The sequence below is a fragment of the Nocardia transvalensis NBRC 15921 genome (assembly GCF_000308875.1).
Taxonomy (GTDB): Bacteria; Actinomycetota; Actinomycetes; order Mycobacteriales; family Mycobacteriaceae; genus Nocardia; species Nocardia transvalensis.
Genome location: NZ_BAGL01000060.1, coordinates 81,308 through 104,555, shown reverse-complemented (window position 1 = coordinate 104,555; position 23,248 = coordinate 81,308). Strand labels below are relative to the sequence as shown.

Sequence of the window (23,248 nt, the reverse complement as noted above, 5' to 3'; positions counted from 1 at the left end):
GGTCTTCTCCGGGATGTTGTGACCGTCCATCATGCTGACGGCCAGTTCCAGGCAGGTGCGGGTGATGACGGTGACGTCGCCGTGGATGGCGTCGCCGGGAAGCGTCCCGCAGGGCGCCACGTTCTCGACGAAGTGACCGACCATGTGGCGGGACAGGGCCCAGACGTCCTTCAGCGGTGACGACATCGGTCGCCCCGAGACGGTCAGGCCCGGGCGGTCCGGAGTGGTAACGGACATCGGAGAAACTCCTTACACCCCCGTTGACTGCGCTGCGGTATCAACGTAACCGTTTCGAGATCCGCTAGGGCAAGTTTCACAATCGATCGTGATATCTCGGGAGAACCCACCCCGCGTGCCTGGTGAGCGATCACAGTGGCAGCGCGGTCACAGCGGCGACGGATCGGCCGGAGAGCCGGTGAGTAGTCGTTTGAGCACCTTGCCGGTTTCCCCGCGCGGCAACGCGGGCAGGAAGGTGACGTCGCGCGGCACCGAGAAGCGGCTGAGCCGGTGGCGGACATAGGTGCGGATCATGTCCGGGTCCAGGCCGGAACCCTCCCGTTTGACGATGAACGCCGCCAGCCGCTGGCCGAATTCGCGATCGGGCACCCCGACCACGGCGACGTCGGTGATCTGCGGCAGATGCGCCAGCGCCTCCTCCACCGGACGCGGGAAGACGTTCTCGCCGCCCGAGATGATCATCTCGTCGTCGCGGCCGGCGATGAACAGCCGCCCGGCGGCATCGAGATAGCCGAGGTCGCCGGTGTCGAGCATGCCCTCGGCCTCCTCCGGCGGGGCAGCGTTGACGTAGCCGTCGAACAGCATGTGATTGCCCACATAGATGCGTCCGGTGGTGCCGACGGGCACCGGCTTCAGGTCCTCGCCGAGCACCGCGACCCGGGTGCCCAGCGGCGGGCGGCCGGCGGTGGTGGGGGAGGTGAGCAGATCCTCGGGCGTGGCGATGGTGGCCCACGAGACCTCGGTGGAACCGTAGACGTTGTAGAGGACCTCGCCGTAGGTGTCCATGAAGCGCTGCACGGTGGCGCCGGCCAGCGGCGCGCCGCAACTGGCCACGATGCGCAGGCTGGAGGTGTCGAACCGGGCGCGCACGTGGGTGGGCAGGTCGAGGATGCGCTGCACCATGGTCGGTACGAGAATCAGTGTGGTGACCCGGTTCTCGGCGATCAGGCGCAGGGTGTCGCGGGCGTCGAACTGTTCCGGGAGGACCACGGTGGCCCGCAGCGGCGTGCTCAGTTGCAGTGCCGCCATGCCCCAGGTGTGGAACAGCGGCGCGGGGATCAGCATGGTCTCGTTCATCCGCATCGGGATGCGCGACAGCAGCGCCGCCACGGTCGCGAAACCCTTGGGGTGCGGGCGACGGGCGCCCTTGGGGGTGCCGCTGGTGCCGGAGGTGAGCACGATGAGCCGCCCGCCGTGCGCCGGTTTGCGGAAGCTGGTGTGCCCCTCCGCGATCAGATCGTCGATCGTGGTGCGGTCCGGCCCGGCGGCATCGGTGAACACCCGCTGGATATCGGAGTGCAGGTAGTGCACCAGCTGTTCCAGATCGCTGTCGACGAACAGGTGCTCGAGCCGGTGCCGCTGCACGATCTCCTCGATCCGCCGCGCCGACAGGCCGGCGTTCAGCAGCACCACGTCCACGCCGAGTTTGCCCGCGGCGACCATGGTTTCGACCATGCCGGCGTGATTGCGGGCGAGCAGGCCGAGCGCATCGCCCGCACCCAGCCCGAGCCGGGCCATCGCCGCCGCCAGCGCGTGGCTGCGCTGGTGGATCTCGGTGAACGTGCGGGTGCCGTGATCGTCGACGACCGCGATCCGCCGCGGGGCGTACGCGGCCGCCGCGGCATAGCCGCCGGCCAGGTTGAAGCCCCACTTGGCGAGGTTCGCCATCTGCTTGGCGCCCCGGTCCGGGCGGTAGCTGCGCACGACGCCGCTGGCGATCATCTGGCGGGCCACATCGGCGCGCCGGCGCAGCGGGGTGTCCTCGCCGTTGACGACCACCGATGTCTGCGCGCCGGAGGCCCATTCGGCCAGCCGCTCCAGCCCGTCCTCGGCCCAGGCGACGATGTCGGCATTGGACATGGCGGCCACCACGGGATGGATGCGCCCCGGGCTGAAGAAGGTGACCGTGACCCGGGTGCCGTCGCCGTCGCGGCCGTCGCGCAGCCGCACGGCCACGAAGCTCCCGGTGGCGGCGCACTCGAGTTCGAGCGTATCGCCGGGTCTGCCGACGACGATCGTCGCGGCGAACGTGCGGATTCCGGTGCGGGGCGTGCCGATCCGGAACTGCCACAGCGGATGCCCGCCGATCGTCTCCAGGCGATCGCACGCGCCGATCCCGGTGAAAATTCGTGAATAGGTCGGCGCATCCGTGAGGAGTTCCCACACGGATTGCCGTGCGACCGGCAATTCTACGGTCGCGTCGATGACATCGGTAGTCAACTTCGTACACTTCTCGCGGGCCGGTTCGAACGGGCTGGACCGGCGGGAACTCCTTTGTAGCCGGTTCCATCGATGCCGGTCAAGGATGTTGTCACGGAACGCATTTCGGAGTGCGAGGCAGACCTATTTCACTCTCTTTGCGGGGCAGTTTACCGGGCTTATGGCCGATCGAGAATTGTGCCGTGAATACTTGTGACTATTCCCTGGATTCGATCGCCCGGACTTGTGACACCGGGAATCGGGCCATGGCGGTGGAATACGTGGCCGGTGCGGAGCGGAAGTGGCTGGGGCCCAACGGATCCGGTGGGGCGGGCACCGTCGCGGAGTCCCCTGGCCGGATTCGGGTTGTCACATGTCACTAGGTGAACGTCCCGGAATTCGTGAAGTTTCCCAGTGGCGCCGCGAATACTCGTGCCGCTCAGTAGGTTACGAGCATGGGGGAGTACGAGGGGGATCGGGGTCGGGGTGCGAAGGAGCACGCAATGGCACATCGTGTACTGGTCACGCACGTCGACGACGTCGACGGCGCGTCGACGGCCGACGAGACAGTGGTCTTCGGGCTGGACGGGGTGACCTACGAGATCGACCTGTCGGCCGCCAATGCCGCCCGGCTACGGGAGGCACTGCAGGAGTGGACGGCGCACGCCCGTCGCGTCCGCCGCACCGCGCTCGGCGTCAAGCAACCGACGACGCTGACCGCGGTCCAGTCGACGGCGGCGCGAAAATGGGCGCGCGAGAACGGTCTCCCGGTTCCGTCGCGCGGCCGCGTGCCCGCCGACGTGCTCCGCGCCTACCTCAGCGCCGGCCGCGCCGCCGACTGACCCGATTCGACTGACCCGATTCGGGGAGCCCCGCCGCCCATCCACGGCCACCGTCGCGCCGAATACCGAGCAGTACCTGCAAATCCTCAGCGAATTGTCCGGATCGACACGGCCGGTATTCGCGACCCGACGGAAGGACCAGGCGATGATCCCGCATTTCATCGATCAGCTCATGGGCACGATCTCCGATTTCCTCGGTAAGCTGCTGCTCCCCTGAGGCATCGGGCCACGCTGGGCCCTCAGTGCAGGCCGGGGAGTACCGCGCCCGCCGTGATGTCGTGATTGTGCAGGACCCAGCGGTTCGGGCCCGCGGCCTTGGCCCGGTAGAGGCCGGCGTCGGCGGCGTCCAGCAATCGCTCGGCGTCGGCGCCGACCACCGGGGTGACCACCGCGCCGATACAGGCCGAGATGGTCAGCCGGAGATCGTCGACCGTGATCGGTTCGGACAGCGCGTCGAGCAGCGCGGTCGTCACCGTCGCGACCCGGGCCGCGTCGCAGGGCGGCGGGAACAGCACGACGAACTCGTCGCCGCCGACGCGCGCCAGCATGGCGCCGGAGGCCCGCGCGGTCAGGCGGGGCGCCACCGCCGCCAGCAAACGGTCGCCGACGCCGTGGCCGTAGGTGTCGTTGACCGCCTTGAAACCGTCCAGGTCGATGAAGCCGATACCGATCCGGTCGGCGGGGCCCGCCGCGGCGATGATCTCCGAGATCGTCTCGACCAGCTGGCGGCGATTGGGTAGGCCGGTCAGCGGATCGTGGCGGGCCTGGCGGCTCAGCTCGGCTTGGAGAGCGCGGCGCTGGGTGGTGTCCTCGCCGACCACGAGCAGATAGGCCGAGCGGCCGCCCGCCGCCGGTACCAGCGTGATGGCCCAAGCGGCCCAGCCGCTCTCGTCGTCGGGGCGGGTGTAGCGCAGTTCCAGGCGCGTCGTGCCGGAGCCGGCGCCCAGCAACTCGTCGAATACCCGGGTCTTCAGCTCCGCGCGGTCGTCGGGATGGACCAGTTCCGAGACGGGGAGCCCGCGTAGTCGTTCCACCGGCCGGCCCAACATGGCGGCCAGGGCCGGATTCGCGTCGACGACCCGGCCGGCCATATCGCCGATGCCGATCGCGACCGCGGCATTGTCGAACAGCACGCGGAACCGGACCTCGGCGGCCTGGCGGGCATCGGCCATGGCGGCGTGCAGCATCTCCTGGTGGCGCGCCCGGGTGGCCATCAATTCCGTGGTGTAGCCGTTGGCGAGTTCGCCGAGGCCCGCGATCACCCGCTCGCGCAGCGGCGCCATCCACTCGGCCAACGGTGCGAGCGCGCGGGACGTGCGGGCGAGCACCTGCGGGTCGGTCAGATTGGCACGGACCAGATGGGCCCCGACGTCGGCCGCGGCGGCGCCGTCGAACGGGTCGGCGGTGACAGCCGTCAGCAACTGCTCGAGCAGCCTGGTCAGCAACTGTTCGAGCTCGCTCTGTGTCATCGGCACGAATCCGGTGCCGGACACCGCCGTTCGCCATTCCCGTGCCAGCGCGGCGACGGTCTGTTCGCGTGTCATGCCAACTACCCCCGCCCGGAATAGACGTGCACTCGATGACATGCGGTAACGGCTCGCTGCCGCACCATGATCACAGGCTACCGCCGCGGTCCGACAGGTATGCGGCCGGTACGCCGCCTGACGGCCGGTGCTGCGCAGTAGCGGACGGTGGCGGATCCCCTCGGCCGCGCACGAGACGGGCCCGGATTATCGCGCCCTACGACGCGGTAATCCGGGCCCGTCCGGAACCCCTTTACCGGGGCACAGGCCCCGGAGCAGCAGTTACTTGTTCGCTTTGTGATAGGCGGCGACGATCTCGGACGAAATTCGCCCACGTGCCGACACGTTGTAGCCGTGTTTCTTCGCCCATTCTCGGATGGCGACCGTCTGTTCGCGGTCGGCCGCCGACTTCGGCCGTGCGACGGCGCCGGACTTCACCCGGCCCACCTTCCGGGCCTTTTCCGACCAGGGTTCCAGGGAGCCCCGGAGCTTACCGGCATTCAACGTGGAGAGATCGATTTCATAGGCCACGCCATCGATCGAGAACTGTACGGTCTCATCCGCTTTGGACTTCCCGTCGTAATCGTCGATGAGCGTGACGGTGACCTTCTTGGCCATGAGCCAGCCCTTTCGCACGGACACGGATCTACTCGGATTGTGTATACCGTACCGCAGCCGAGTGCGGCGTAGCGAATCCGACGTTATTCGGCGTTTCCTCCGCGAATGTGCGAAAGGGCTTAAACAATCCGCTCCGGACGTAATTCCCGGGCATCGGGCGCACGTTTTCCCAGCGCAGCGGGGTTCGTCCGCACCGTGTATTCGGCCGGGGGCGCGTCAGCCGACGCGGTAGCCGCCGCTCGGGTCGCCGTACCGCGCGTCGGCGCAGCCGTGCAGGAGGTCGGCCAGCTCGGCCAGCATCGTGTGCAGCGCGTCGATCGCCGCGTTTTCCTCGGGCTCGGTGGACCAGGCAGGGGTAGTCATCGGACGCCTTTCTTGGCTAGGTGGTGAGCGGTCCGGCGCTGAAAGGCGTCACCGGCGCGCAGAACGGTCGCCTCGTCGAAATACCGCCCGCTGATCGACATCGACAGGGGAGTCGCGTCGGCGGATAACCCGATGGGTACCGCGAGGGTGGGATTTCCGAGCGGATTCCAGTAGGGCGTGTGCAGCGAGGACAGCGCGCCGAGCGGCTGCAATGGATCCAGCGAGGACAGCGGCGGCGCGCCGAGATGACCGGTCGGGGTGACGACGAGATCGACCCGGGTGAGCAGATCGGACATCCGCTGCTGCGCCAGGCGCCGGACCCGTTGCGCCTGAACGTAGTCCGGGCCGGTGACCGCGGCGCCGCCCGCGAGCACGATGCGGGTGCCGCGCCCGTAGTCGGTCCAGCGGTCGCGCAGGGTCGCGCGGTGATAGGCGTGCGCCTCGGCGAGCATCACCACGAGGTCGATGGCCACCAGTTCCGGGTACATCGGGACCTCGACCGGCACCACGGTCGCACCCGCGGCGCGGAGGGCGTCGAGGGCCGCGGCGAACAGCGCCGGCTGCTCGGGGTCGATGCCGCCGTCGGCGAAGCGGTCGAGATCGTCGACGCCGACCGTGACGCCGCGCAGGTCGCCGGTGAGCGCGGCGGGATAGTCGGCGACCGGGACGGCCGCGCTGTACGGATCGTCGGCGTCCGGACCCGCGAGCACCGACAGCAGCAGCGCGCAGTCGGCCGCGGAGCGGGCCAGCGGCCCGACGTGATCGAGGGTGTAACCCAGGGGCACCACACCGGATTTCGGCACCCGGCCGAAGGTGGGTTTGAGCCCGGTGACGCCGTTGAACGCCGCCGGTATCCGGATGCTGCCCGCCGTATCGGTGCCGATCGAGGCGAGGAATATCCCGGCGGCCACCCCGGAGCCCGACCCGGAGCTGGAACCGCCGGCCCAGCGATCGGTGTCCCAGGCGCAGCGCGGCACCGGAAACGGCTTGTCGGGATCGGGAACTCCGATCGCGAATTCCATCGTGCTGGTCTTGCCGGTGACGACCGCGCCCGCGCGCTCCAGTCGGCGGACCACGGCGCAGTCACCGATCCCGGCGGCCCAGGCCGGGTCCAGCACCAGGCTCTGCGCCGTCGTCGGGCCCTCGGTGTGGGCGAGAATGTCCTTGACGCCCACCGGGATTCCGGCCAGCGGCGGCAGTGATTCCCCGTCGGCCAGCCGCCGGTCGATATCGGCGGCGCGGGCACGGGCGCGTTCGTCGAACCGGGCGAGATACACCCCCAGGTCGTCGGTCGTGGCGAGTGCCCCGTCGACCAGGTCGGTCGCGGTGACATCGCCGCGGCGGAGCGCGGCGCTCGCATCGGTGACCGTCTCGAACGAGGCTGGGCGGGTGACTGTTTCGGTCATGCGGGATCCTTCCGTCGGTGCGTGCCGATGAGGTCGATGCGGGGAATGCGGCCGATATCGATGAGCAACTCGTTGCGGCACGTGCCGAGCGCGTAGTCGACCACCTGGTCGGCATGGTCGCGAATGCGCTGCTGCACGAGCAGAACCGGCTCGCCCGGCGGGACCCGCAGCAGGGCGGCGGTGTGGTCGTCGGCGCGTCCGGCCTGGACGCCGACGTCACAGCTGACGGTGTCGATACCGCCGGAATGCAACAGCGCGTAGAAGTCGCGCCGGAAGCCGGACCGGTCGATCCCGGCCGCCTCCGGCGCGCGAATGTAGTTGGTGAACACCGCCATCGGCCGCTGCTCGGCGAGCAGGACGTATTCGACGCACAGGCAGTCGTCGCCGACCGCGGCGCCGTCGAGCTGATCGGCGATCACCCGCGGCGCCGGAATCCAGGTCCAGTGCAGCAACCGCGGCGTGATCCGCCCGACCGCCAGATGCTCGTCCAGCGCGCGGCCGCGCGGCGGCAACGCCCCCGGCACCACGTGGTCGGCGTGCACGGCCAGCGTGCCCAGCCCGCGCCGCCGTTCGATCAACCCGTCGCGGCGCAGCAGATCCAGCGCCTCGCGCAGCACGTCCCGCGGCACGCGATACTGCACCATCAGCTCCGCCTCGGCCGGCAGTCGCCCGCTCCCGAACTCTCCGGCCCGCAACGCCGCGCGCAACAGATCCCGCACCCGCCGCGCCGCCAGATGCGACGCCGTCGGCGCCACCCCGCGCCCCTCTGCCCGGCCCATCTCACCACCGGGTCCAATCGCCATGGAGGACATGGCCGTAGCGTGCCTACCCCACGATTACGCGACAACACATCCCGGTAAATCTCCAGTTACGCGACCCTCCCACCCCCACCCACCCCTCTGACCTCCCCTTTCCCACCCACACCCCCAAGTTCCGCGACCCCCGCACCCCACCAACCACCCAGCCTCCACGTCTCGCACCCCCTTCCGCGCCCCCCGCCCACCTCCGGTCTTCCCGCACCTCGCCGCGCACAGCCTGAGCACGCCCGCCCCCTCGCCCCAACACTTCACGCACCCCTTTCGCACTCCCGCACCCGTTCCAGAGCGCTGGAGGGGGTGCGCGAGTACGGAAAGGGTGCGTGAAGCGTGGGGTGGACGGGGAACGCTGGCTATGAAATGCTGTAGTCAGATCGGGCCGGGATGGGCGGAGGGTTATGGAAGCGATCGAGCGGGCGCAGGCGGCGGTGCAGCGGGCCTGGACCGGGCAGGATTGGGAGGCGTGGGCGGCGACCTGCGCCGAGGGCTATGTCTTCGATACGGGGACGGGGCTGCGGCTGGACCTGGCGGGCACGCTGGCCTGGAGCAAGGCCTGGTTCGCGGCGTTCCCGGACTACACCGAGCGGGTCGCGGAGGTGCACGCCGGGCCGGATTCCGCCGTCGCCGAACTGGTCGGCGAGGCGACCTCGGCCGGTGACTTCGTCCTGGGCGGCGTCACCCTGCTGCCCGCGACGGGCCGCCGCTTCCGCCTCGCCTACGCGAAGGTCCTCGTCTTCGACGCCGAGCGAAAGGTCGTCCGCGACCGCCAATACCAGGACCGCTTGGACCTCTATCACCAACTGGGCGTGCGCTTTCCGTCTGACGGCTGATCGCCGGGCTCCGCTCGGTCGGCCGCCGAGTTCCCGCCGCCCGGCCGTTGAATGCCGCATGCCCCGCCGGTTCCGCCTTCGCGGCGACAGGGCGGGGCATGCGGGACGGCTCAGGACTGGGGGAGTAGTGCGAGAATCTCGTCGGTCGTGGCGGTTTCGCCGAGGCGCGGGAAGATCTTGGTGACGCTGTGGGTGTGAGCGTCGTCGTCGCGGTCGGCGCTGGCGTCGGTGGCGACGGTGACGTGGTAGCCGTGCTCGTAGGCGGCGCGCGCGGTGGAGTCGACGCCGATACTGGTCGCGACGCCACCCAGGACGACGCCGGTCACGCCGCGGCGCCGCAGCTGCACGTCGAGATCGGTGCCGTGGAAGGCGCCCCAGTTCCGCTTGGTGACCACGATGTCGCTCGGCTGCACGTCCAGCTCGTCGACCAGCGAATCCCAGCCCTGCGCCATCGGTCCGGAGCGGCCGCCGGCCTCGGTGCGGCCGGGCGGGGCGTCGGCGCCGTCCGGCGCGAAGGACACCCGCACGAGCACCACCGGCAGCTCGGCCTTGCGGAAGGCGCGGGCCAGCTCGGCGCCGCGGGCGACCACCTCGGCGGTCGTGTGCGGGACGGTCGGCGTGCCGACGATGCCTCGTTGCAGATCGATCAGCACCAGGGCGGTCCGCGGATCGAGTGTGGTGGCGGGCATGGGTTCCTCTCGGTGGTTCAGTCGTCGTGGAGCCGGCGCAGCAGCGGAATCGCCGCGAGCAGCGAATCCTGTTCCGCGCGGGACAATTTCGTCGCCATCGCGTGTGCCAGCCAGTCCTCCTTGGCGGCGCGGGCGGCGGCGACCAGCCGCTGCGCCTCGGAGGTCGGGCTGATCAGCACCTGGCGCTGATCGGTCGGGTGCGGCATGCGCTCGACCAGCCCGCGCTCCTCGAGAGCGCCGACCGTCAGCCGCATCGACTGCGGCCGCACGGACTCCGCGCGGGCCAGGTCGGCCACCGTGGCCGGTCCGTCGGAGAGCAGCCGGCTCAGCGCCACGGCCTGCGACGGTGTCACCTCCAGGGCGGAGTGGGTGGCTCGCAGCCGCCGCAGCAACCGGCTGACCGAGACGCGCAACTCGCTGGCGGCCTCGGCCAGATCGCTCGCGGGTCTGCCCGCCGCTGTCCGTGTCACGCCGCCAGTCTCCTCGAAGGCAGTAAAACTTGCAAGTTTGCCTGTCTATCAGGCGACGCTCGGGCTCTGGAACTTGAACACATAGCGATGTGTGCATATGATCGCGGACGGCGGAGACGAACGAAAGGGGATCCGATGGGCGCGGGACACGGCCACGGCGGTGCGCACGCGGGACATTCGCACGCGACTCCGGACAGCGACAAGCGCTGGCTGACCGGGGCGCTGGTGATTATCGTGCTGTTCCTGCTCGGCGAGGTCGTCGTCGGCGTGATCGCCGGCTCGCTGGCCCTGCTGTCCGACGCCGCGCACATGCTCACCGACGCCGCCTCGATCGCGCTGGCGCTGTGGGCGATCCGGCTGGCCGCGCGTCCCGCGGCGGGCCGGATGACCTTCGGCTGGAAGCGCGTCGAGATCCTGTCCGCTCAGGCCAACGGGCTGACCCTGCTGCTGCTGGCGGCCTGGCTGGCCTACGAGGCGATCCGCCGTCTGGCCGATCCGCCGGAGGTGACCGGCGGCCTGGTACTGGGCACCGCGCTGGTCGGCATCGTGGTCAATCTCGCGGCGACGTGGATGATCTCGCGCGCCAACCGCACCAGCCTGAATGTCGAGGGCGCGTTCCAGCACATCCTCAACGACCTGTTCGCCTTCATCGCCACCGCGGTCGCCGGCGTGGTCATCATCACCACCGGTTTCGCCCGCGCCGACGTGATCGCGACCCTGGTGGTGGTGGCGCTGATGGTGCGCGCGGGCGTCGGGCTGGTGCGGGCGTCGAGCCGGATCTTCCTCGAGGCCGCGCCGCCCGATCTGGACCCGGCCGAGATCGGTCAGGCCATGGCCGCCCGGACCGGCGTGGTGGAGGTGCACGACCTGCACATCTGGGAGATCACCTCCGGCTCCCCGGCACTGTCGGCGCACGTCCTGGTGGAGCCGGGCCGCGACTGCCACGCGGTCCGGGAGGACCTGGCCGAGTGGCTGGCACACGAGCACCACATCGAGCACGCCACGCTGCAGGTCGACCACGCACAGCCGGAACTGATCGAACTCGGCGCGCGGGGCGCCGCACACTGCGAGGACGCCCACGGCCCCGCACACGTGCGAGGAAACGCTGCCACCGGCGGTCGCTGAATCCGGCGGCGCGCCACCGCCCCCGGATTCACGAAATTCTCCGCCCGCGGGTGGACGATGATGGCATGAACCGTCACCGTCCGGTCGCGATCCGTGTCGTGCTGGTCGTGGGGGCGACCGTCGGCCTGCTGGCGGCCGGTTCCGGCCCGGCGGGGGCGGCGCCCGCGGTCACCTTCGGCGGCGGTGCCACCGTCACCGCGCACGTCACCGGCGCGAAGCCCGGTCACGACTGCCAGATCGCGGCGCGCGACATCGACGGGCCGTGGCAGCCGGTGGGCCTCGACGGCACCGTCGATCTCGACTCCGGGCCCGTGCGGGCCGGGCCGCATCTGGTGCGCGTGCTGTGCGAGAACCGCCTGCGCGGTGACGTCGCCACGCACAGTCTCGGCCGCGAGACCGTGGTGACCACTCGCTGAGCGATCTCAGATCTTGCGGATCACCGTGACGACCTTGCCGAGGATCTGGGCGTCGTTACCCGGGATCGGCTCGAACAGCGGGTTGTGCGGCATCAGCCAGACCTGCTTACCGGCCCGCTTGAACGTCTTGACCGTCGCCTCGCCCTCGATCATCGCCGCCACGATGTCGCCGTTGTCGGCGACGTTCTGCTGACGGACGACCACCCAGTCGCCGTCGCAGATGGCGGCGTCGACCATCGACTCGCCGACGACCTTCAGCAGGAACAGCGACCCCTCGCCGACCAGCTCGCGCGGCAGCGGGAAGACGTCTTCCACGGCCTGTTCGGCCAGGATCGGGCCACCGGCGGCGATGCGGCCCAGCACCGGCACGTAGGTCGGGGCCGGCTGGTCGCCCTCGGCCTCCGTCTCCACCGCGCGCAGGCTCGCGACCGCGCCGACCGCGCGCACGGCCGTCTCGTCCAGGCCGCGGACATCCACCGCGCGCGGCCGATTCGGGTCGCGGCGCAGATAGCCCTTGCGCTCCAGGGCGCGCAGCTGATGCGCGACCGAGGAGGTCGAGGTGAGGCCGACCGCGTCGCCGATCTCGCGGATGCTCGGCGGGTAGCCGCGCTCGCTGACCGAACTGCGGATGACCTCGAGCACCTTGCGCTGGCGGGCGGTGAGATCCGCACCGGCGCTGGGTGTTTCGGCGGTATCGGTGGTGGTGTCGTCGAGGTCGGGGTCTCCGCCGACCGTGCGTTCGCTCACGACTCACCTCGCTGACGTTCGGCTGCCTCGCGCGCGAGGCGTGCTGTATCGATGGTTCGCTCGCTGCGCTCGCTCACAGTCGCCGTCCTCCGTTCATGGGTGTTCTGGATCCTCCTTGCGCCGCGCCGAGCAGGCTCGCGGGCGCTCGTGCTGGGTCTCACCGGATTTCGTGACTCGAATGTAGTCCGCTCGCCACCAGGTTTCAAACATCTGTTCGACGCATGTCGCGTGAACTCGTGACTTTGTCGGTGCCCCATGGTAAGAATCGAACATCAGTTCTTCGAACAGATGATCGAACGCCGCGTTCCGTCCCGCACCCCATCTGGAGGTCTGTCCGATGCGCACCGCGATCCGCGAATTCGAGGTAGCCGAGAGCGATCTGGGCTTCGACACCGTCCCGCACGCGCCGCTGCTGCCCGCGCGTTCGCCGTCGACCGGGCTCGTCCGCCCGGATACCGATATCCGCCGCCCGCGGGGCGCCCGCCCCCGGTCGGCCGTGGTGCGCTACGACCGGCCCCGCGCCGAGCCGCCGCGCGGCCTCCACCCCGCCGACCGGGTGGAGCGGGCCCGGGTGGGTTTCGCGACGCTGGCCGCCACCGCGCTCGTCACCGCCGCGGTGGTCGCGGGCCTGATCGGCGTGGCACACCTGCGGGCGAGCGCTCCGGCCCAGCCGTCCACCGCGGTGGTGCAGGTGGCCGAGGGCGAGTCGCTGTCCGATGTGGCGCAACGGGTGGCTCCCGGCGAGCCGGTGCGCGACACGGTACGAAAGATCGTGGAGCTCAACGGCTTACGCGGTGCGGAGGTGGCCTCGGGGCGCACCCTGATCGTGCCGTCCACCGAGCGCTGACGTTCTTACCGACTCGGTGCCGCGCCGCGTCGCCTGCCCGACTCGATCGTCGACCTCGTCGCGAAACAGCGGCTGAGGGGCCTGAACCGGGGTGCACCCGGCATTCTTCGTTGTCCTGCGGGTATCCTCGGGATTGCTGTGACCGAATACAGCGTTGCGATGGACCCATCCAGCGACGAACCGACCGCGTTGCTGTAGACCGATGCAGGCATCGACGAAGGATCTCGGATGCATTGCCCCTACTGTCGACACCCGGATTCCCGGGTCGTCGACTCGCGCGAAGCCGAGGAAGGCTCCGCCATCAGGCGCCGTCGCGCGTGTCCGCAATGCGCGCGGCGGTTCACCACCGTCGAGACCGCGATCCTGTCGGTGGTGAAACGCAGTGGCGTCACCGAGCCGTTCAGCCGCGAAAAGGTGATTCGCGGCGTGCGCCGCGCCTGCCAAGGCCGCGAAGTCGACGACGATGCGCTGAACCTGCTCGCTCAGCAGGTGGAGGACGCCGTGCGGGCCACGGGCTCGCCGGAGGTGCCGAGCCACGAGGTGGGGCTCGCCATCCTGGGACCGCTGCGCGATCTCGACGAGGTGGCGTACCTACGGTTCGCCTCCGTGTACCGGTCTTTCAGCTCCGCCGAGGACTTCGAGCGGGAGATCGCCGATCTGCGGCGACACCGCTCCGAGCACACGGTCGGCGCGACCGCGGACTGACGGGTGGCCGCCGAGCCGGAATACGGCTCAGCGGCGGGCATTCCGCGCGGGCGCCGCGCGGACGGAGGCGATCGCCTTCTCGATTCGCTTGGCCGACACCGGATACGGCGTGCCGAGCTGCTGGGCGAACAAGCTGACCCGCAATTCCTCGGTCATCCACCAGATCTCGGTGACATCCGCCGCCCCGCGCCGCGCCTCCGGCAGGGCGTCGAGCAGTCGCTGGTAGGCGGCGTGCACGCGGTCGAGATCCAGCATGCCGCGGCGATCACGGTCGGCGGAGGCGGGCAGCGCCTCCAAGCGCACCACCGCGGCCTCCAGGTACCGGGGCAGCTCCCGCAGGCGCACGCTGCCGAACTCGCGGACGAAACCGGGAAATACCAATTCGTCGAGCTGGTGGGCGACGTCGTCCGCGACCTCGCGATCGGTGGTGTCCGACAGCGCCGTTCGCACGCGATGCGCCTCGGTGAGCGCCGACACCACCAGCCGCACGATCCGGCCGACGGCCGTGGAGAACTGCGGCCGGATCGCATCGACCAGCGTCCGGAACTCGTCGGGGCTGCGAACCGGACCGCCGTTCGCGGCGATCAGCTCGTCGGCGGCGCAGGCACGGCAGTCCTCGATCAGCGCGTCCAGCGAGCCGTACGGATTCTGGCTCAGCGCAAGGCGATCGGTGGGCGACAGCCCCGCCGTCACGGCCCGCGGGGAGGACGGCAGCTCGCGCAGCACCAGGGCCCGGGTTCCCGCCCGCATGGCGGCGGCCTGGCGTCCCGGCGACGAGAGCACGCGCACCGCGACGCCGTCGCCTTCGGGAACCAGCGCCGGATAGCCGGTGATGGTCTGGCCGCCCACCTCGCGGCGCACCGTCGGGGGGAGTGTGCCCAGCGATTCGGAGGTCCACACCGCGGCGGGCGCGCGTTCGGCGGCGGCCGTCGCCCGCGCCACGGACTTCGAGACCTGGTCGGCGAGAGCGGTTTTCAGCGCCGCCAGATTCTTGCCGCGCTCGATGACCGTGCCGTCGGGCGCGGTCGCGGCGAAGGTCATGCGCAAGTGGTCCGGTAGCGCGGCGGGGTCCAGATCGGTCGGGGCGATGGTCACCGAGCCGAGTCGCGACAGCTCCCGGGCCAGCCCGATACGCAGCGGTTCCGCCCGCGGGGTGAGCCGCGCCAGCGCCGCCCGAGCGAAGTCCGGGGCGGGAACGACGCTGCGCCGCAGGTGTTTCGGCAGCGTCTTGATCAGCGCGGCCGCCAGTTCCTCGCGCATGCCGGGGACCAGCCAGTCGAAACCGACCGCTCGCACATGCGCCAGCTGCGCGACCGGAATGTGCAGGGTGACACCGTCATCGGCCTGGCCGGGCTCGAATTGGTAGGTGAGGCCGAAGGTCAGCTCGCCCTGGCGCCAGCTGTCCGGGAACGCGGTCGGATCCAGGCGCGCCGCATCCTCGTTCACCACCGTCGAGGCCGTGAAGTCCAGTAGCTCCGGATCGTCGCGTTGCGCGCGCCGCCACCAGCTGTCGAAATGCCGCACCGAGACGATATCGGCGGGTACGCGCTGATCGTAGAAGTCGAACAGAACCTGATCGTCGACGAGGATATCGCGCCGCCGCGCCCGGTTCTCCAGATCGGCGACGTCGTCGATCAATTCGCGATTGCGGTGGAAGAACTCGTGCCGGGTCTGCCATTCGCCTTGCACCAGAGCATGTCTGAGGAACAGCTCGCGCGACAGCACGGGATCGATGCGGCCGAAGTCGACGCGTCGCTGGGTCACCAGCGGGATGCCATACAGCATGACCCGCTCGTAGGCCATCGCCGCACCGCGCTTCGACGACCAATGCGGTTCGGAGTACGTGCGTTTCACGAGGTCGCCGGCCAGCCGCTCGGCCCACTCCGGTTCGATCCGCGCCGCCATGCGGCCCCACAGGCGCGAGGTCTCCACCAGTTCCGCGGCCATCACCCAGCGCGGCGGCTTCTTGGCCAGCGCCGAACCCGGGAAGATCATGAACTTCGCGTTGCGCGCGCCCAGGAACTCGCGGGCCTCGCCCTCGCGAACCCCGATGTGGGAGAGCATGCCGGCCAGCAGCGACCGGTGGATCGCGGTGGCGTCCCAGGGCAGTGTCTCGTCGTCGTCGGGCATCGGCGCGATGACGCCCTCGGTGTTCCAGCCCAGTCCCTTGGTGATGGTGCGCAGTTGCCCGTGCAGGTCCTGCCACTCCCGGATGCGCAGGTAGTGCAGGAACTCGTCGCGGCACAGCCGACGGAACTGGTTGGACGACAACGCCTTCCGCTGCGTGCGCAGATAGTCCCACAGCCGCAGGTAGGCGAGGAAGTCCGACCCCGCCACGGTGAACCGCGCGTGTTTGGCGTCGGCGGCCTGCTGGAATTCGGCGGGCCGCTCGCGCACGTCCTGGATCGACAGCGCCGCCACGATCACCAGCACCTCGGCAAGGCACCCGTCCCGATGAGCCTGCACCAGCATCCGCCCCATACGCGGATCGACAGGTATCTGCGCCATCTCCCGCCCCACGGCAGTGAGCACCAGATCCCCCACCATGGTCTCCCGCTCCCCGCGCCCGCGCCTACGCGACCCCCGGCCCTCGTTTCGCCCGGTGCCCCCGCCAGCGTCCCTACCGGTGTCTCCACCACCCTCCCCGCCACTGCCTTCAGCAGCACTCATGCCCCCGGCAGTATTTACACTCGTGTCCCGGCCAGCACTCCCGCTCGTGTCCCGGCCCGCATCCCCACTCGTGCTCCGGGCAGCACTTCCACTCGTGTCCCGGGCAGCATCCCCACTCGTGCTCCGGGCAGCACTTCCACTCGTGTCCCCGGCGGCGTCTCCACTCGTGTCCTCGGCGGTCTCTTGGCCGGGGACAGCTGATCGTGTTGTGTCGCTGGGCTTTCGGGCGAGGGCGCCCAGTTCCTCCAGGAGGGCTATGCCGTCGCGGATGGCACGGCTGTCGGGGGGCTCCACGAACGGGAAGCTCTCGATGTCGCCGAGTCCGAGGGCGGCCATCTGCAGGATGACCGCGGCCAGGTTGGTGCGCAGGATCTCCGGCTCGGTGAACTGCGGGCGGCTCTCGAAGTCGTCCTCGGAGTACAGCCGGATGCAGATGCCGTCCGCGACGCGACCGCAGCGCCCGGACCGCTGCCGGGCCGACGCCTGCGAGATCGGTTCGATCGGCAGGCGCTGCACCTTGGTGCGCATCGAATATCGCGAGATCCGAGCGGTGCCGGGGTCCACGACGTAGCGAATGCCGGGCACCGTGAGCGAGGTCTCGGCGACATTGGTGGCCAGCACCACGCGGCGCCCGGTGTGGGACTGGAACACCCGGTGCTGTTCGGCCGCCGACAGCCGCGCGTACAGCGGCAGGATCTCGGTGCGGGGGAGTCGCAGATCGCGCAGCGCGTCGGCGGTGTCGCGGATCTCGCGCTCGCCGGACAGGAAGACTAGCACGTCGCCGTCGCCCTCGCCGAGCAGTTCGGTGACGGCGTCGCCGATGGCGTCCACGGGGTCGCGGTCGACCACCCGGGGATCCTCGTCGTCGTCCTCGTCGGCGGACGGAAGTTCCAGCGCCAGTGGGCGATACCGGATCTCGACCGGGTACGACCGGCCCGACACCTCGACGATGGGCGCGGGCGTGCCCTGCTCGTCGGCGAAGTGGCGGGCGAACAGTTCCGGATCGATCGTCGCCGAGGTGATGATCACCTTCAGGTCCGGCCGCCGGGGCAGCAGCTGCTTCAGGTAGCCGAGCAGGAAGTCGATGTTGAGGCTGCGCTCGTGGGCCTCGTCGATGATGATCGTGTCGTAACGGCGCAGCAGCCGGTCGCGCTGGATCTCGGCGAGCAGGATGCCGTCGGTCATCAGCTTGACCAGGGTGCGATCGGACGCCTGATCGGTGAAGCGGACGGTGTAGCCGACGACATCGCCGAGTTCGGTACCGAGTTCCTCCGCGATGCGTTCCGCGACCGTGCGCGCGGCGAGCCGGCGCGGCTGGGTGTGGCCGATGGTTCCGCGGATGCCGCGTCCCAGCTCGAGGCAGATCTTCGGGATCTGGGTGGTCTTGCCCGACCCGGTCTCGCCCGCCACCACCACGACCTGGTTCTCGGCGATGGCCTCGGCGATGTCCTTGCGGCGCGCCGAGACCGGCAGCTGCTCGGGGAAACGGATCTCGGGTACGGCGGCGCGGCGGGCGGCGACGCGCTGTTCTGCGGCGCCGATTTCGGCCTCGAGGTCGGTGAGATCGCCGCCGCGGGCCTTGTCGAGCCGCCGACGCAACCGGTGTTCGTCGCGGATCGAGAGATCGGCCAGGCGGGTGCGGAGCTCGCGGGGAAGGGCGGCGGTCCTGGTCATTGCGCCTTCCAGGGTAGCGAAGTCATCGCCGTGACCTGCAGTCGCGGGTCGGCGCCCAGGTTACCGATCGGTTGCTACCGCCCCGATTCCCTCGATGCGTACCGATCGGTATGCCACCATCGGGATATGACCGCTGGTTCCGGAACACCGATGTGGGTCCGCGCCCTGCGAGCCGTCTCCGTCCTCCTGGGCATCGCGGCCTTCCTCCGCGCCCGCCTGCGCACCCTCACCGCCCCAGCCACCACCACTCTCCGCACCCTGTCCGACCGCCTACGCGGCCCCCGCCACCACCCCGTGACCGGCTCACCCTGAAACCAAGCGGGAAGGGACATTGCCCCGGAGCGCACCTGGACATTGCCCCGGAACGCGCCTGGACACTGCCCCGGAACGCACCTGGACACTGCCCCGGAACGCACCCGGACACTGCCCCGGAACGCGCCTGGACACTGCCCCGGAACGCGCCTGGACACTGCCCCGGAACGCACCTGGACACTGCCCCGGAACGCACCCGGACACTGCCCCGGAACGCGCCTGGACACTGCCCCGGAGCGAATCCGGACATTGCCCCGGAACTCTCTTCTCCGGGGCATTAGGCCCCGTTTGCCGGAATGCTGCTGTCAATCCGCCGGGGAGGGGGTGGGCCGTGCGAAGATCGGGCGATGACCGCCGGGGCAGGGACGCCGCTGTGGATCCGGGTGTTGCGGATCGGGTTCGGGGTGCTGGGATTGGTCGCGCTGGTGTGGATTCCGGCGCGCAATATCGGGGAGGCCGGGTTCTCGCTCGGCAACTACCTCAGCTATTTCACGATCGAGTCGAACATCCTCGGCGTGGTGGTGCTGCTGGCCGGCGGTCTGCTGGATCCCGGGTCGAGGCGCTGGCAGGTGGTTCGTGGCGCGTCCGCGCTGTATCTGCTGATCACGGGCGTGGTGTACGCGGTGCTGCTGGCCCACATCGACGTGATGCTCAGCGACAAGTGGATCAACGACGTCCTACACCGCGTGCTACCGATCGTGCTGATCGCCGACTGGCTGCTGATGCCGGCCCGGCTCACCGTGAGCGCCCGGCTGATCGGCGGCTGGCTGGCGTACCCGGCGGTGTACGGGGTGTACAGCCTGATTCGCGGCGCGATCGTCGACTGGTATCCGTATCCGTTCCTGGACCCGCGCGGACAGGGCTACCCGTCGCTGCTGATCGGCCTGGTGCTGCTGGCGGCGGTATTCGCCCTCCTGGCGGTCGCGGTCGCCGGGCTGGGCGTGCTGTTCAGCAGGCATCGGGCGCCCGAGCCGGCGGAGCCGCAGGCAGCGCCACCCGCCGCGCGCGACGGCCGTCCTACCCACGGGTAGTCTGGCGGCGCGGCATCCGTGCCGGCCGGAGGGAGGCCGGCGGCTCGCGTAGCCAGGACTTTCGCCCGAGAAATCCCGCCGAGTAGCGGTGCCGCGTGCGGGCACGGTGGACAGTGACCGTGCCCGGCCGGTGTGAGGAGAGGAGCCCGAGATGGGTGCGCTGTGGCACGGATTCGCCGATATGGGAGCCGTCGAGCGAGACGGGGCGTTCGTGGTGGCCCGCGGCGAGGGCGCCTACATCTGGGATCAGGACGGAACCCGCTACCTCGACGCCACGGGCGGCCTGTGGTTCACCAACGTCGGCCACGGCCGCCGCGAGATCGCCGACGCGGTCGCGGCGCAACTGTCCGACCTCGCGCACTACTCCAACTTCGGCGATATCACCGCGCCGGTGACGCAGCGGCTGGCGGAGCGCCTGGCCGAGCTGGCGCCGGTCCCGGGCAGCAAGATCATGTTCACCTCCGGCGGGTCCGATTCCGTCGACACCGCCGCCAAACTGGCCCGTCGCTACTGGCACGAACAGGGCAAGCCGGAGAAGACGCTGATCGTCGGCCGCCGCATGGCCTACCACGGCATGCACGTCGCGGGTACGGCCCTCGGCGGTATCGGCGTGAACCGGGAAGGCTACGGCGAACTGATGCCCGACGCCCGCACGATCGACTGGGACGACGCCGGTGCGCTGCGGGCGCTGATCGGCGAGGTGGGCGCCGATCGGATCGTGGCCTTCTTCTGCGAGCCGATCATCGGGGCGGGCGGGGTCTACCCGCCGCCGGAGGGATATCTGACCGAGGTGCGCCGGATCTGCCGCGAGCACGACATCCTGTTCGTCGCCGACGAGGTCGTCACCGGGTTCGGGCGCATCGGCGGTTCCTGGTTCGCGTCCTCCCGCTTCGGCCTCGAACCGGACATGATGACCACCGCCAAGGGGCTCACCTCCGGATATCTGCCGATGGGCGCGGTCTTCGTGGCGCCCCGGGTGGCTGATCCGTTCTTCTCCGGCGGCGTGTGGTTCCGCCATGGCTACACCTACGGCGGGCATGCGGGCGCCGCGGCGGCCGCGATGGCCAACCTCGACATCCTCGAGCGCGAGAACCTCCTGGACGCCAGCAAGAATCTGGAATCGCTGCTGCACGAGCACTTCGCGCCGCTGGCCGCGCATCCGCGGGTCGCCGAGGTGCGCAGCGGGCTCGGCGCGGTCGCGGCGGTCCAGATGGCCGATCCGGCCGACGGCCCGACCATGGTGAAAGCGCTGCGCGCACAAGGGGTTTCGGGACGCGCGGCGGGTCAGGGCGCCTTGCAGATCTCGCCGTCGTTCGTGATCACCGAGGATCAGGTCGCCGAGATGGCCGCGGCCTTCGCCCGCGCGCTGGGCTGATATCCGTCACCGGTCGGCGTCCAGTGACAGCGTCATGAAGATGCTGTGGGGATCCTCGCGATAGTCGGCGAAGGGCGCGCAGCGGCGGAAGCCGTATCGCTCGTAGAGCCGGTGCGCGGGCGCGTAGAACGGCCGCGCACCGGTTTCCAGGCTCAGCCGGCTGTATCCGCGGTCGCGCGCGATGCCGACGAGGTGCCGCAGCAGCATCGATCCGACGCCGCGACCACGGTAGCCGGGAGCGGTGCGCATCGACTTGATCTCGCCGTGTGCCGGATCGAGTTCCTTCAGCGCACCACATCCCGCGAGACGGTCGCCGTCCCACACCGACCAGAAACTCACCCCGGGCGCCCGCAGGCCCGCCAGGTCCAGCGCGTGCATGCTGTCCTCCGGCGAATGGGCCCGCATCTCCGCGAGATGGTCCTCCAGCAGCGCGACCACCTCGCCGGCAGTCAGGTCGTCGAGCTCGATCCGCATACGCGCACGGTAATCGCCGATGAATTCCGCACGCTCGCCCGGTCTCTACCCACAGCGGCCCGATGGGCAGTGCTGAGGCAGGGCCGTGGCGGTGCGGGCCACGGCGAAAAGTCTGGTCGGTCCCCTCAGCGAATGCGAGCATGGAACTACCGGCTCGACGGCGAGAGGTGGTGGGGTGTGGGCGCTTTCATGATGGAACACGAATCGCTGCGCTGGGGGGTGACGGCGGCATTCCTGGTCACGGCCGTAATCGTCACGATGCGCCTGACCACCACCACCCGCGAATACGCTGACCATGGTGGGGCGGTGGGTCTTGGGGGTCGCGATGGAGCGGCAGGTCTCGCAGGTTGCGATGGGGCGGCAGGTTCGTCGGGTCGCGACGGGGCAACAGATATCGAGGGCAGCGACGGGGTAGTAGTCGCTACGGATAAGATTGGGGTACAGAGTATTTCGGTTGGGCTCGATCACGAGTCCGACGCTGCGCATCTGCTCATGTGTCTGGTCATGCTCGCGATGCTGATATTTCCCACTGCCGCGCCGGTCGCCGTCCAAGGCGTGCTGACCGCGATGGTCGTCGTGTACGCCGTACTCCTTGCCGCGCGCATTCTGCAACGTCGACTCTCCGCACCGGCTGCCCCGCTGGCCTACCACCTGATCGCGGCCGCGGCCATGCTGTGGGCGATGTCCGGACACTCGCACGGCGGCCACCACAGCGCCCCGGCCCTCCCCATGTTCCTCCTGGCCGCCCTCTTCACCGCCGACGCCGTCCTCATGCTCACCCCCGGCGCCAAAACCGTTCTGCGCCACGCCCTCCCGCACCCGCCCGGCCGCATAGCCGTCGTCCCCCACCTCGTCATGGACCTAGGCACCGCCTACATGCTCATCGCCGCAGCCGCCCACTGACCTCCCGCACCCCCGCACCCGCTCCAGCGTGACGAAATGCGTGCGAGAACGCGGGGTGCAAGCCGGCGACGCTGGCTCCACCTTCTCGCACCCCTTGCGTACTCTCGCACCCTCTCCAGTGTGAGGAAAGGCGTGCGAGAACGTGGAAAGGGTGCGTGAAGCCAGAGGGGTTGCCCTGCCGGGAGGGTCAGACGAGGACGGGGTGGTCGGCTACGGTGCGGCCGCCGAGGCGGACCCAGCCGTCGGAGTCCCATTCGGTGAAGAGCTGGGAGCCTTGGCCCTGGGTGATGATGAGGCCGCGGCGGAGTTTGGCGGTGAGGGCGATGGCGGCGGCGCCGGTTGCCTCGTCCTCGGCGATGCCCATGGCCGGGGCGAACATGCGCGTGCGGACGGCGCCGCGATTCTGGTCGGTCCAGGCCCAGACGTAGTGCTGGCCCTCGGCGAAATCGGCCGGGTCGAGGGTCGAGAGGAGTTCGATGTCGTCGAATTCGTGGAAGCTGAACGTCGGGGCCCACTCCGCGCGGGCTTGGACCCAGGTCATGCCCTCGACCGGCGTGACGGTGACCGGTCCGGCCGGAACCTCCAGCACCTTGACCGGCGTGCCCTGCTCGGACAGCCACCACCCGGCGCCGACGGTCGGATGTCCGGCGAAGGGAAGTTCCACCGCGGGGGTGTAGATGCGCATGCGCGCGACGTCCTCGACCGGCGGCTCGACGACGACCGTCTCGCTGTATCCGGCCCGTGCCGCCAGCGCCTGATGGTCGACGTCGACGACATCGGCGGCGCGGGCGATGCCGAGCGGGTTGCCGAACCGGCCCGCCGCATCGGTGAAGACCCGGACCACCTCGATCTGCGTGCTGTCACTTTCCAGTGCGCCCATGTTTGCTCAGCCTACTCGCGGCCCACCGGGCACCGGGATGCCCAGGTGACGAGCGTCTCTCCCGCCGTCGCGCTGTGGCGCACACGGCACCGGACAG

General features: G+C 70.1%; 23 protein-coding genes and 1 pseudogene. 11 read left to right on the top strand and 13 right to left on the bottom strand.

The window, feature by feature from the left end:
* Both ON41_RS20780 and ON41_RS20775 read right to left on the bottom strand, forming a co-directional pair.
* Window positions 1-237 (bottom strand): annotated as a pseudogene (locus ON41_RS20780) (PucR family transcriptional regulator); the annotation flags it as partial.
* Between the two features lie 147 nt (window positions 238-384).
* Window positions 385-2,457, bottom strand: coding sequence for an AMP-binding protein (locus ON41_RS20775; RefSeq protein ID WP_040749356.1), 2,073 nt, complete (start codon window positions 2,455-2,457; stop codon window positions 385-387).
* A 482-nt stretch (window positions 2,458-2,939) separates the two neighbouring features.
* On the opposite strand from ON41_RS20775, the gene ON41_RS20770 reads away from it, so the two are divergent.
* Entirely contained in the window at window positions 2,940-3,278 is a 339-nt protein-coding gene (locus ON41_RS20770) for a histone-like nucleoid-structuring protein Lsr2 (RefSeq protein WP_040749355.1), read from the top strand.
* A gap of 94 nt (window positions 3,279-3,372) precedes the next feature.
* Window positions 3,373-3,495, top strand: coding sequence for a hypothetical protein (locus ON41_RS43475; RefSeq protein WP_276325746.1), 123 nt, complete (start codon window positions 3,373-3,375; stop codon window positions 3,493-3,495).
* A 22-nt stretch (window positions 3,496-3,517) separates the two neighbouring features.
* On the opposite strand, the gene ON41_RS20765 is transcribed toward ON41_RS43475, so the two are convergent.
* The 5 genes from ON41_RS20765 to ON41_RS20750 all read right to left on the bottom strand — a co-directional run bounded on the left by ON41_RS20765 (window position 3,518) and on the right by ON41_RS20750 (window position 7,991).
* A complete protein-coding gene (locus ON41_RS20765; RefSeq protein WP_040749354.1) occupies window positions 3,518-4,822 on the bottom strand; it encodes a sensor domain-containing diguanylate cyclase in 1,305 nt (434 codons plus the stop codon).
* Between the two features lie 261 nt (window positions 4,823-5,083).
* The gene (locus ON41_RS20760) at window positions 5,084-5,419 is read right to left on the bottom strand and encodes a histone-like nucleoid-structuring protein Lsr2 (protein WP_040749353.1); all 336 of its coding nucleotides are present in this window, start codon (window positions 5,417-5,419) and stop codon (window positions 5,084-5,086) included.
* A 216-nt stretch (window positions 5,420-5,635) separates the two neighbouring features.
* Entirely contained in the window at window positions 5,636-5,782 is a 147-nt protein-coding gene (locus ON41_RS41715) for a hypothetical protein (RefSeq protein ID WP_157185567.1), read from the bottom strand.
* Window positions 5,779-7,188: an amidase gene (locus ON41_RS20755; RefSeq protein ID WP_040749352.1), complete on the bottom strand. Its 1,410-nt coding sequence runs from the start codon at window positions 7,186-7,188 to the stop codon at window positions 5,779-5,781. The genes ON41_RS41715 and ON41_RS20755 overlap by 4 nt, the downstream gene beginning before the upstream one ends.
* A complete protein-coding gene (locus ON41_RS20750) occupies window positions 7,185-7,991 on the bottom strand; it encodes a GntR family transcriptional regulator (RefSeq protein ID WP_169336500.1) in 807 nt (268 codons plus the stop codon). The genes ON41_RS20755 and ON41_RS20750 overlap by 4 nt, the downstream gene beginning before the upstream one ends.
* A gap of 410 nt (window positions 7,992-8,401) precedes the next feature.
* Here ON41_RS20750 and ON41_RS20745 point away from each other — a divergent pair, with 410 nt between their 5' ends.
* Window positions 8,402-8,833, top strand: a complete 432-nt coding sequence (locus ON41_RS20745) for an ester cyclase (RefSeq protein ID WP_040749351.1) — start codon at window positions 8,402-8,404, stop codon at window positions 8,831-8,833.
* A gap of 110 nt (window positions 8,834-8,943) precedes the next feature.
* Here the strand turns inward: ON41_RS20745 and ON41_RS20740 are convergent, their stop codons facing one another.
* Window positions 8,944-9,522, bottom strand: coding sequence for a hydrolase (locus ON41_RS20740; RefSeq protein WP_040749350.1), 579 nt, complete (start codon window positions 9,520-9,522; stop codon window positions 8,944-8,946).
* Window positions 9,523-9,539: 17 nt separating this feature from the next.
* Complete coding sequence (locus ON41_RS20735; protein ID WP_040749349.1) at window positions 9,540-9,992, bottom strand: MarR family winged helix-turn-helix transcriptional regulator; 453 nt, start codon at window positions 9,990-9,992, stop codon at window positions 9,540-9,542.
* A 135-nt stretch (window positions 9,993-10,127) separates the two neighbouring features.
* Here ON41_RS20735 and ON41_RS20730 point away from each other — a divergent pair, with 135 nt between their 5' ends.
* Both ON41_RS20730 and ON41_RS20725 read left to right on the top strand, forming a co-directional pair.
* A complete protein-coding gene (locus ON41_RS20730; RefSeq protein WP_040749348.1) occupies window positions 10,128-11,117 on the top strand; it encodes a cation diffusion facilitator family transporter in 990 nt (329 codons plus the stop codon).
* Between the two features lie 65 nt (window positions 11,118-11,182).
* The gene (locus ON41_RS20725; RefSeq protein WP_040749347.1) at window positions 11,183-11,533 is read left to right on the top strand and encodes a hypothetical protein; all 351 of its coding nucleotides are present in this window, start codon (window positions 11,183-11,185) and stop codon (window positions 11,531-11,533) included.
* Window positions 11,534-11,539: 6 nt separating this feature from the next.
* On the opposite strand, the gene lexA is transcribed toward ON41_RS20725, so the two are convergent.
* A complete protein-coding gene (lexA, locus tag ON41_RS20720; RefSeq protein WP_051162039.1) occupies window positions 11,540-12,280 on the bottom strand; it encodes a transcriptional repressor LexA in 741 nt (246 codons plus the stop codon).
* Window positions 12,281-12,617: 337 nt separating this feature from the next.
* On the opposite strand from lexA, the gene ON41_RS20715 reads away from it, so the two are divergent.
* Complete coding sequence (locus ON41_RS20715; protein WP_051162037.1) at window positions 12,618-13,127, top strand: LysM peptidoglycan-binding domain-containing protein; 510 nt, start codon at window positions 12,618-12,620, stop codon at window positions 13,125-13,127.
* A gap of 228 nt (window positions 13,128-13,355) precedes the next feature.
* Window positions 13,356-13,832 (top strand): transcriptional regulator NrdR, encoded by a 477-nt coding sequence (gene nrdR, locus ON41_RS20710; protein ID WP_040749346.1) that lies wholly within the window; start codon window positions 13,356-13,358, stop codon window positions 13,830-13,832.
* Window positions 13,833-13,859: 27 nt separating this feature from the next.
* Here nrdR and hrpA read toward each other — a convergent pair whose 3' ends face one another.
* Window positions 13,860-18,176: an ATP-dependent RNA helicase HrpA gene (hrpA, locus tag ON41_RS40435; RefSeq protein ID WP_040749345.1), complete on the bottom strand. Its 4,317-nt coding sequence runs from the start codon at window positions 18,174-18,176 to the stop codon at window positions 13,860-13,862.
* 126 nt (window positions 18,177-18,302) lie between these two features.
* Between hrpA and ON41_RS20700 the strand changes: the two genes are divergently transcribed.
* From ON41_RS20700 to ON41_RS20690, 3 genes are all read left to right on the top strand, one after another.
* Window positions 18,303-18,488: a hypothetical protein gene (locus tag ON41_RS20700; RefSeq protein WP_040749344.1), complete on the top strand. Its 186-nt coding sequence runs from the start codon at window positions 18,303-18,305 to the stop codon at window positions 18,486-18,488.
* Between the two features lie 347 nt (window positions 18,489-18,835).
* Window positions 18,836-19,519 carry a Pr6Pr family membrane protein gene (locus tag ON41_RS20695; RefSeq protein ID WP_051162034.1) on the top strand — a complete coding sequence of 228 codons (684 nt, stop codon included), beginning with the start codon at window positions 18,836-18,838 and terminating at the stop codon, window positions 19,517-19,519.
* Between the two features lie 151 nt (window positions 19,520-19,670).
* The gene (locus ON41_RS20690) at window positions 19,671-20,894 is read left to right on the top strand and encodes an aminotransferase family protein (protein WP_040749343.1); all 1,224 of its coding nucleotides are present in this window, start codon (window positions 19,671-19,673) and stop codon (window positions 20,892-20,894) included.
* Window positions 20,895-20,900: 6 nt separating this feature from the next.
* Here ON41_RS20690 and ON41_RS20685 read toward each other — a convergent pair whose 3' ends face one another.
* Window positions 20,901-21,368 (bottom strand): GNAT family N-acetyltransferase, encoded by a 468-nt coding sequence (locus ON41_RS20685; RefSeq protein ID WP_040749342.1) that lies wholly within the window; start codon window positions 21,366-21,368, stop codon window positions 20,901-20,903.
* Between ON41_RS20685 and ON41_RS43470 the strand changes: the two genes are divergently transcribed.
* Complete coding sequence (locus ON41_RS43470) at window positions 21,288-22,271, top strand: DUF5134 domain-containing protein (protein WP_083905502.1); 984 nt, start codon at window positions 21,288-21,290, stop codon at window positions 22,269-22,271. The two genes, ON41_RS20685 and ON41_RS43470, sit on opposite strands and share 81 nt — an antisense overlap.
* 187 nt (window positions 22,272-22,458) lie before the next feature.
* On the opposite strand, the gene ON41_RS20675 is transcribed toward ON41_RS43470, so the two are convergent.
* On the bottom strand, window positions 22,459-23,151 hold the full coding sequence (locus ON41_RS20675) for a PhzF family phenazine biosynthesis protein (protein WP_040749340.1): 693 nt from the start codon (window positions 23,149-23,151) through the stop codon (window positions 22,459-22,461).
* Window positions 23,152-23,248 lie beyond the last annotated feature (97 nt).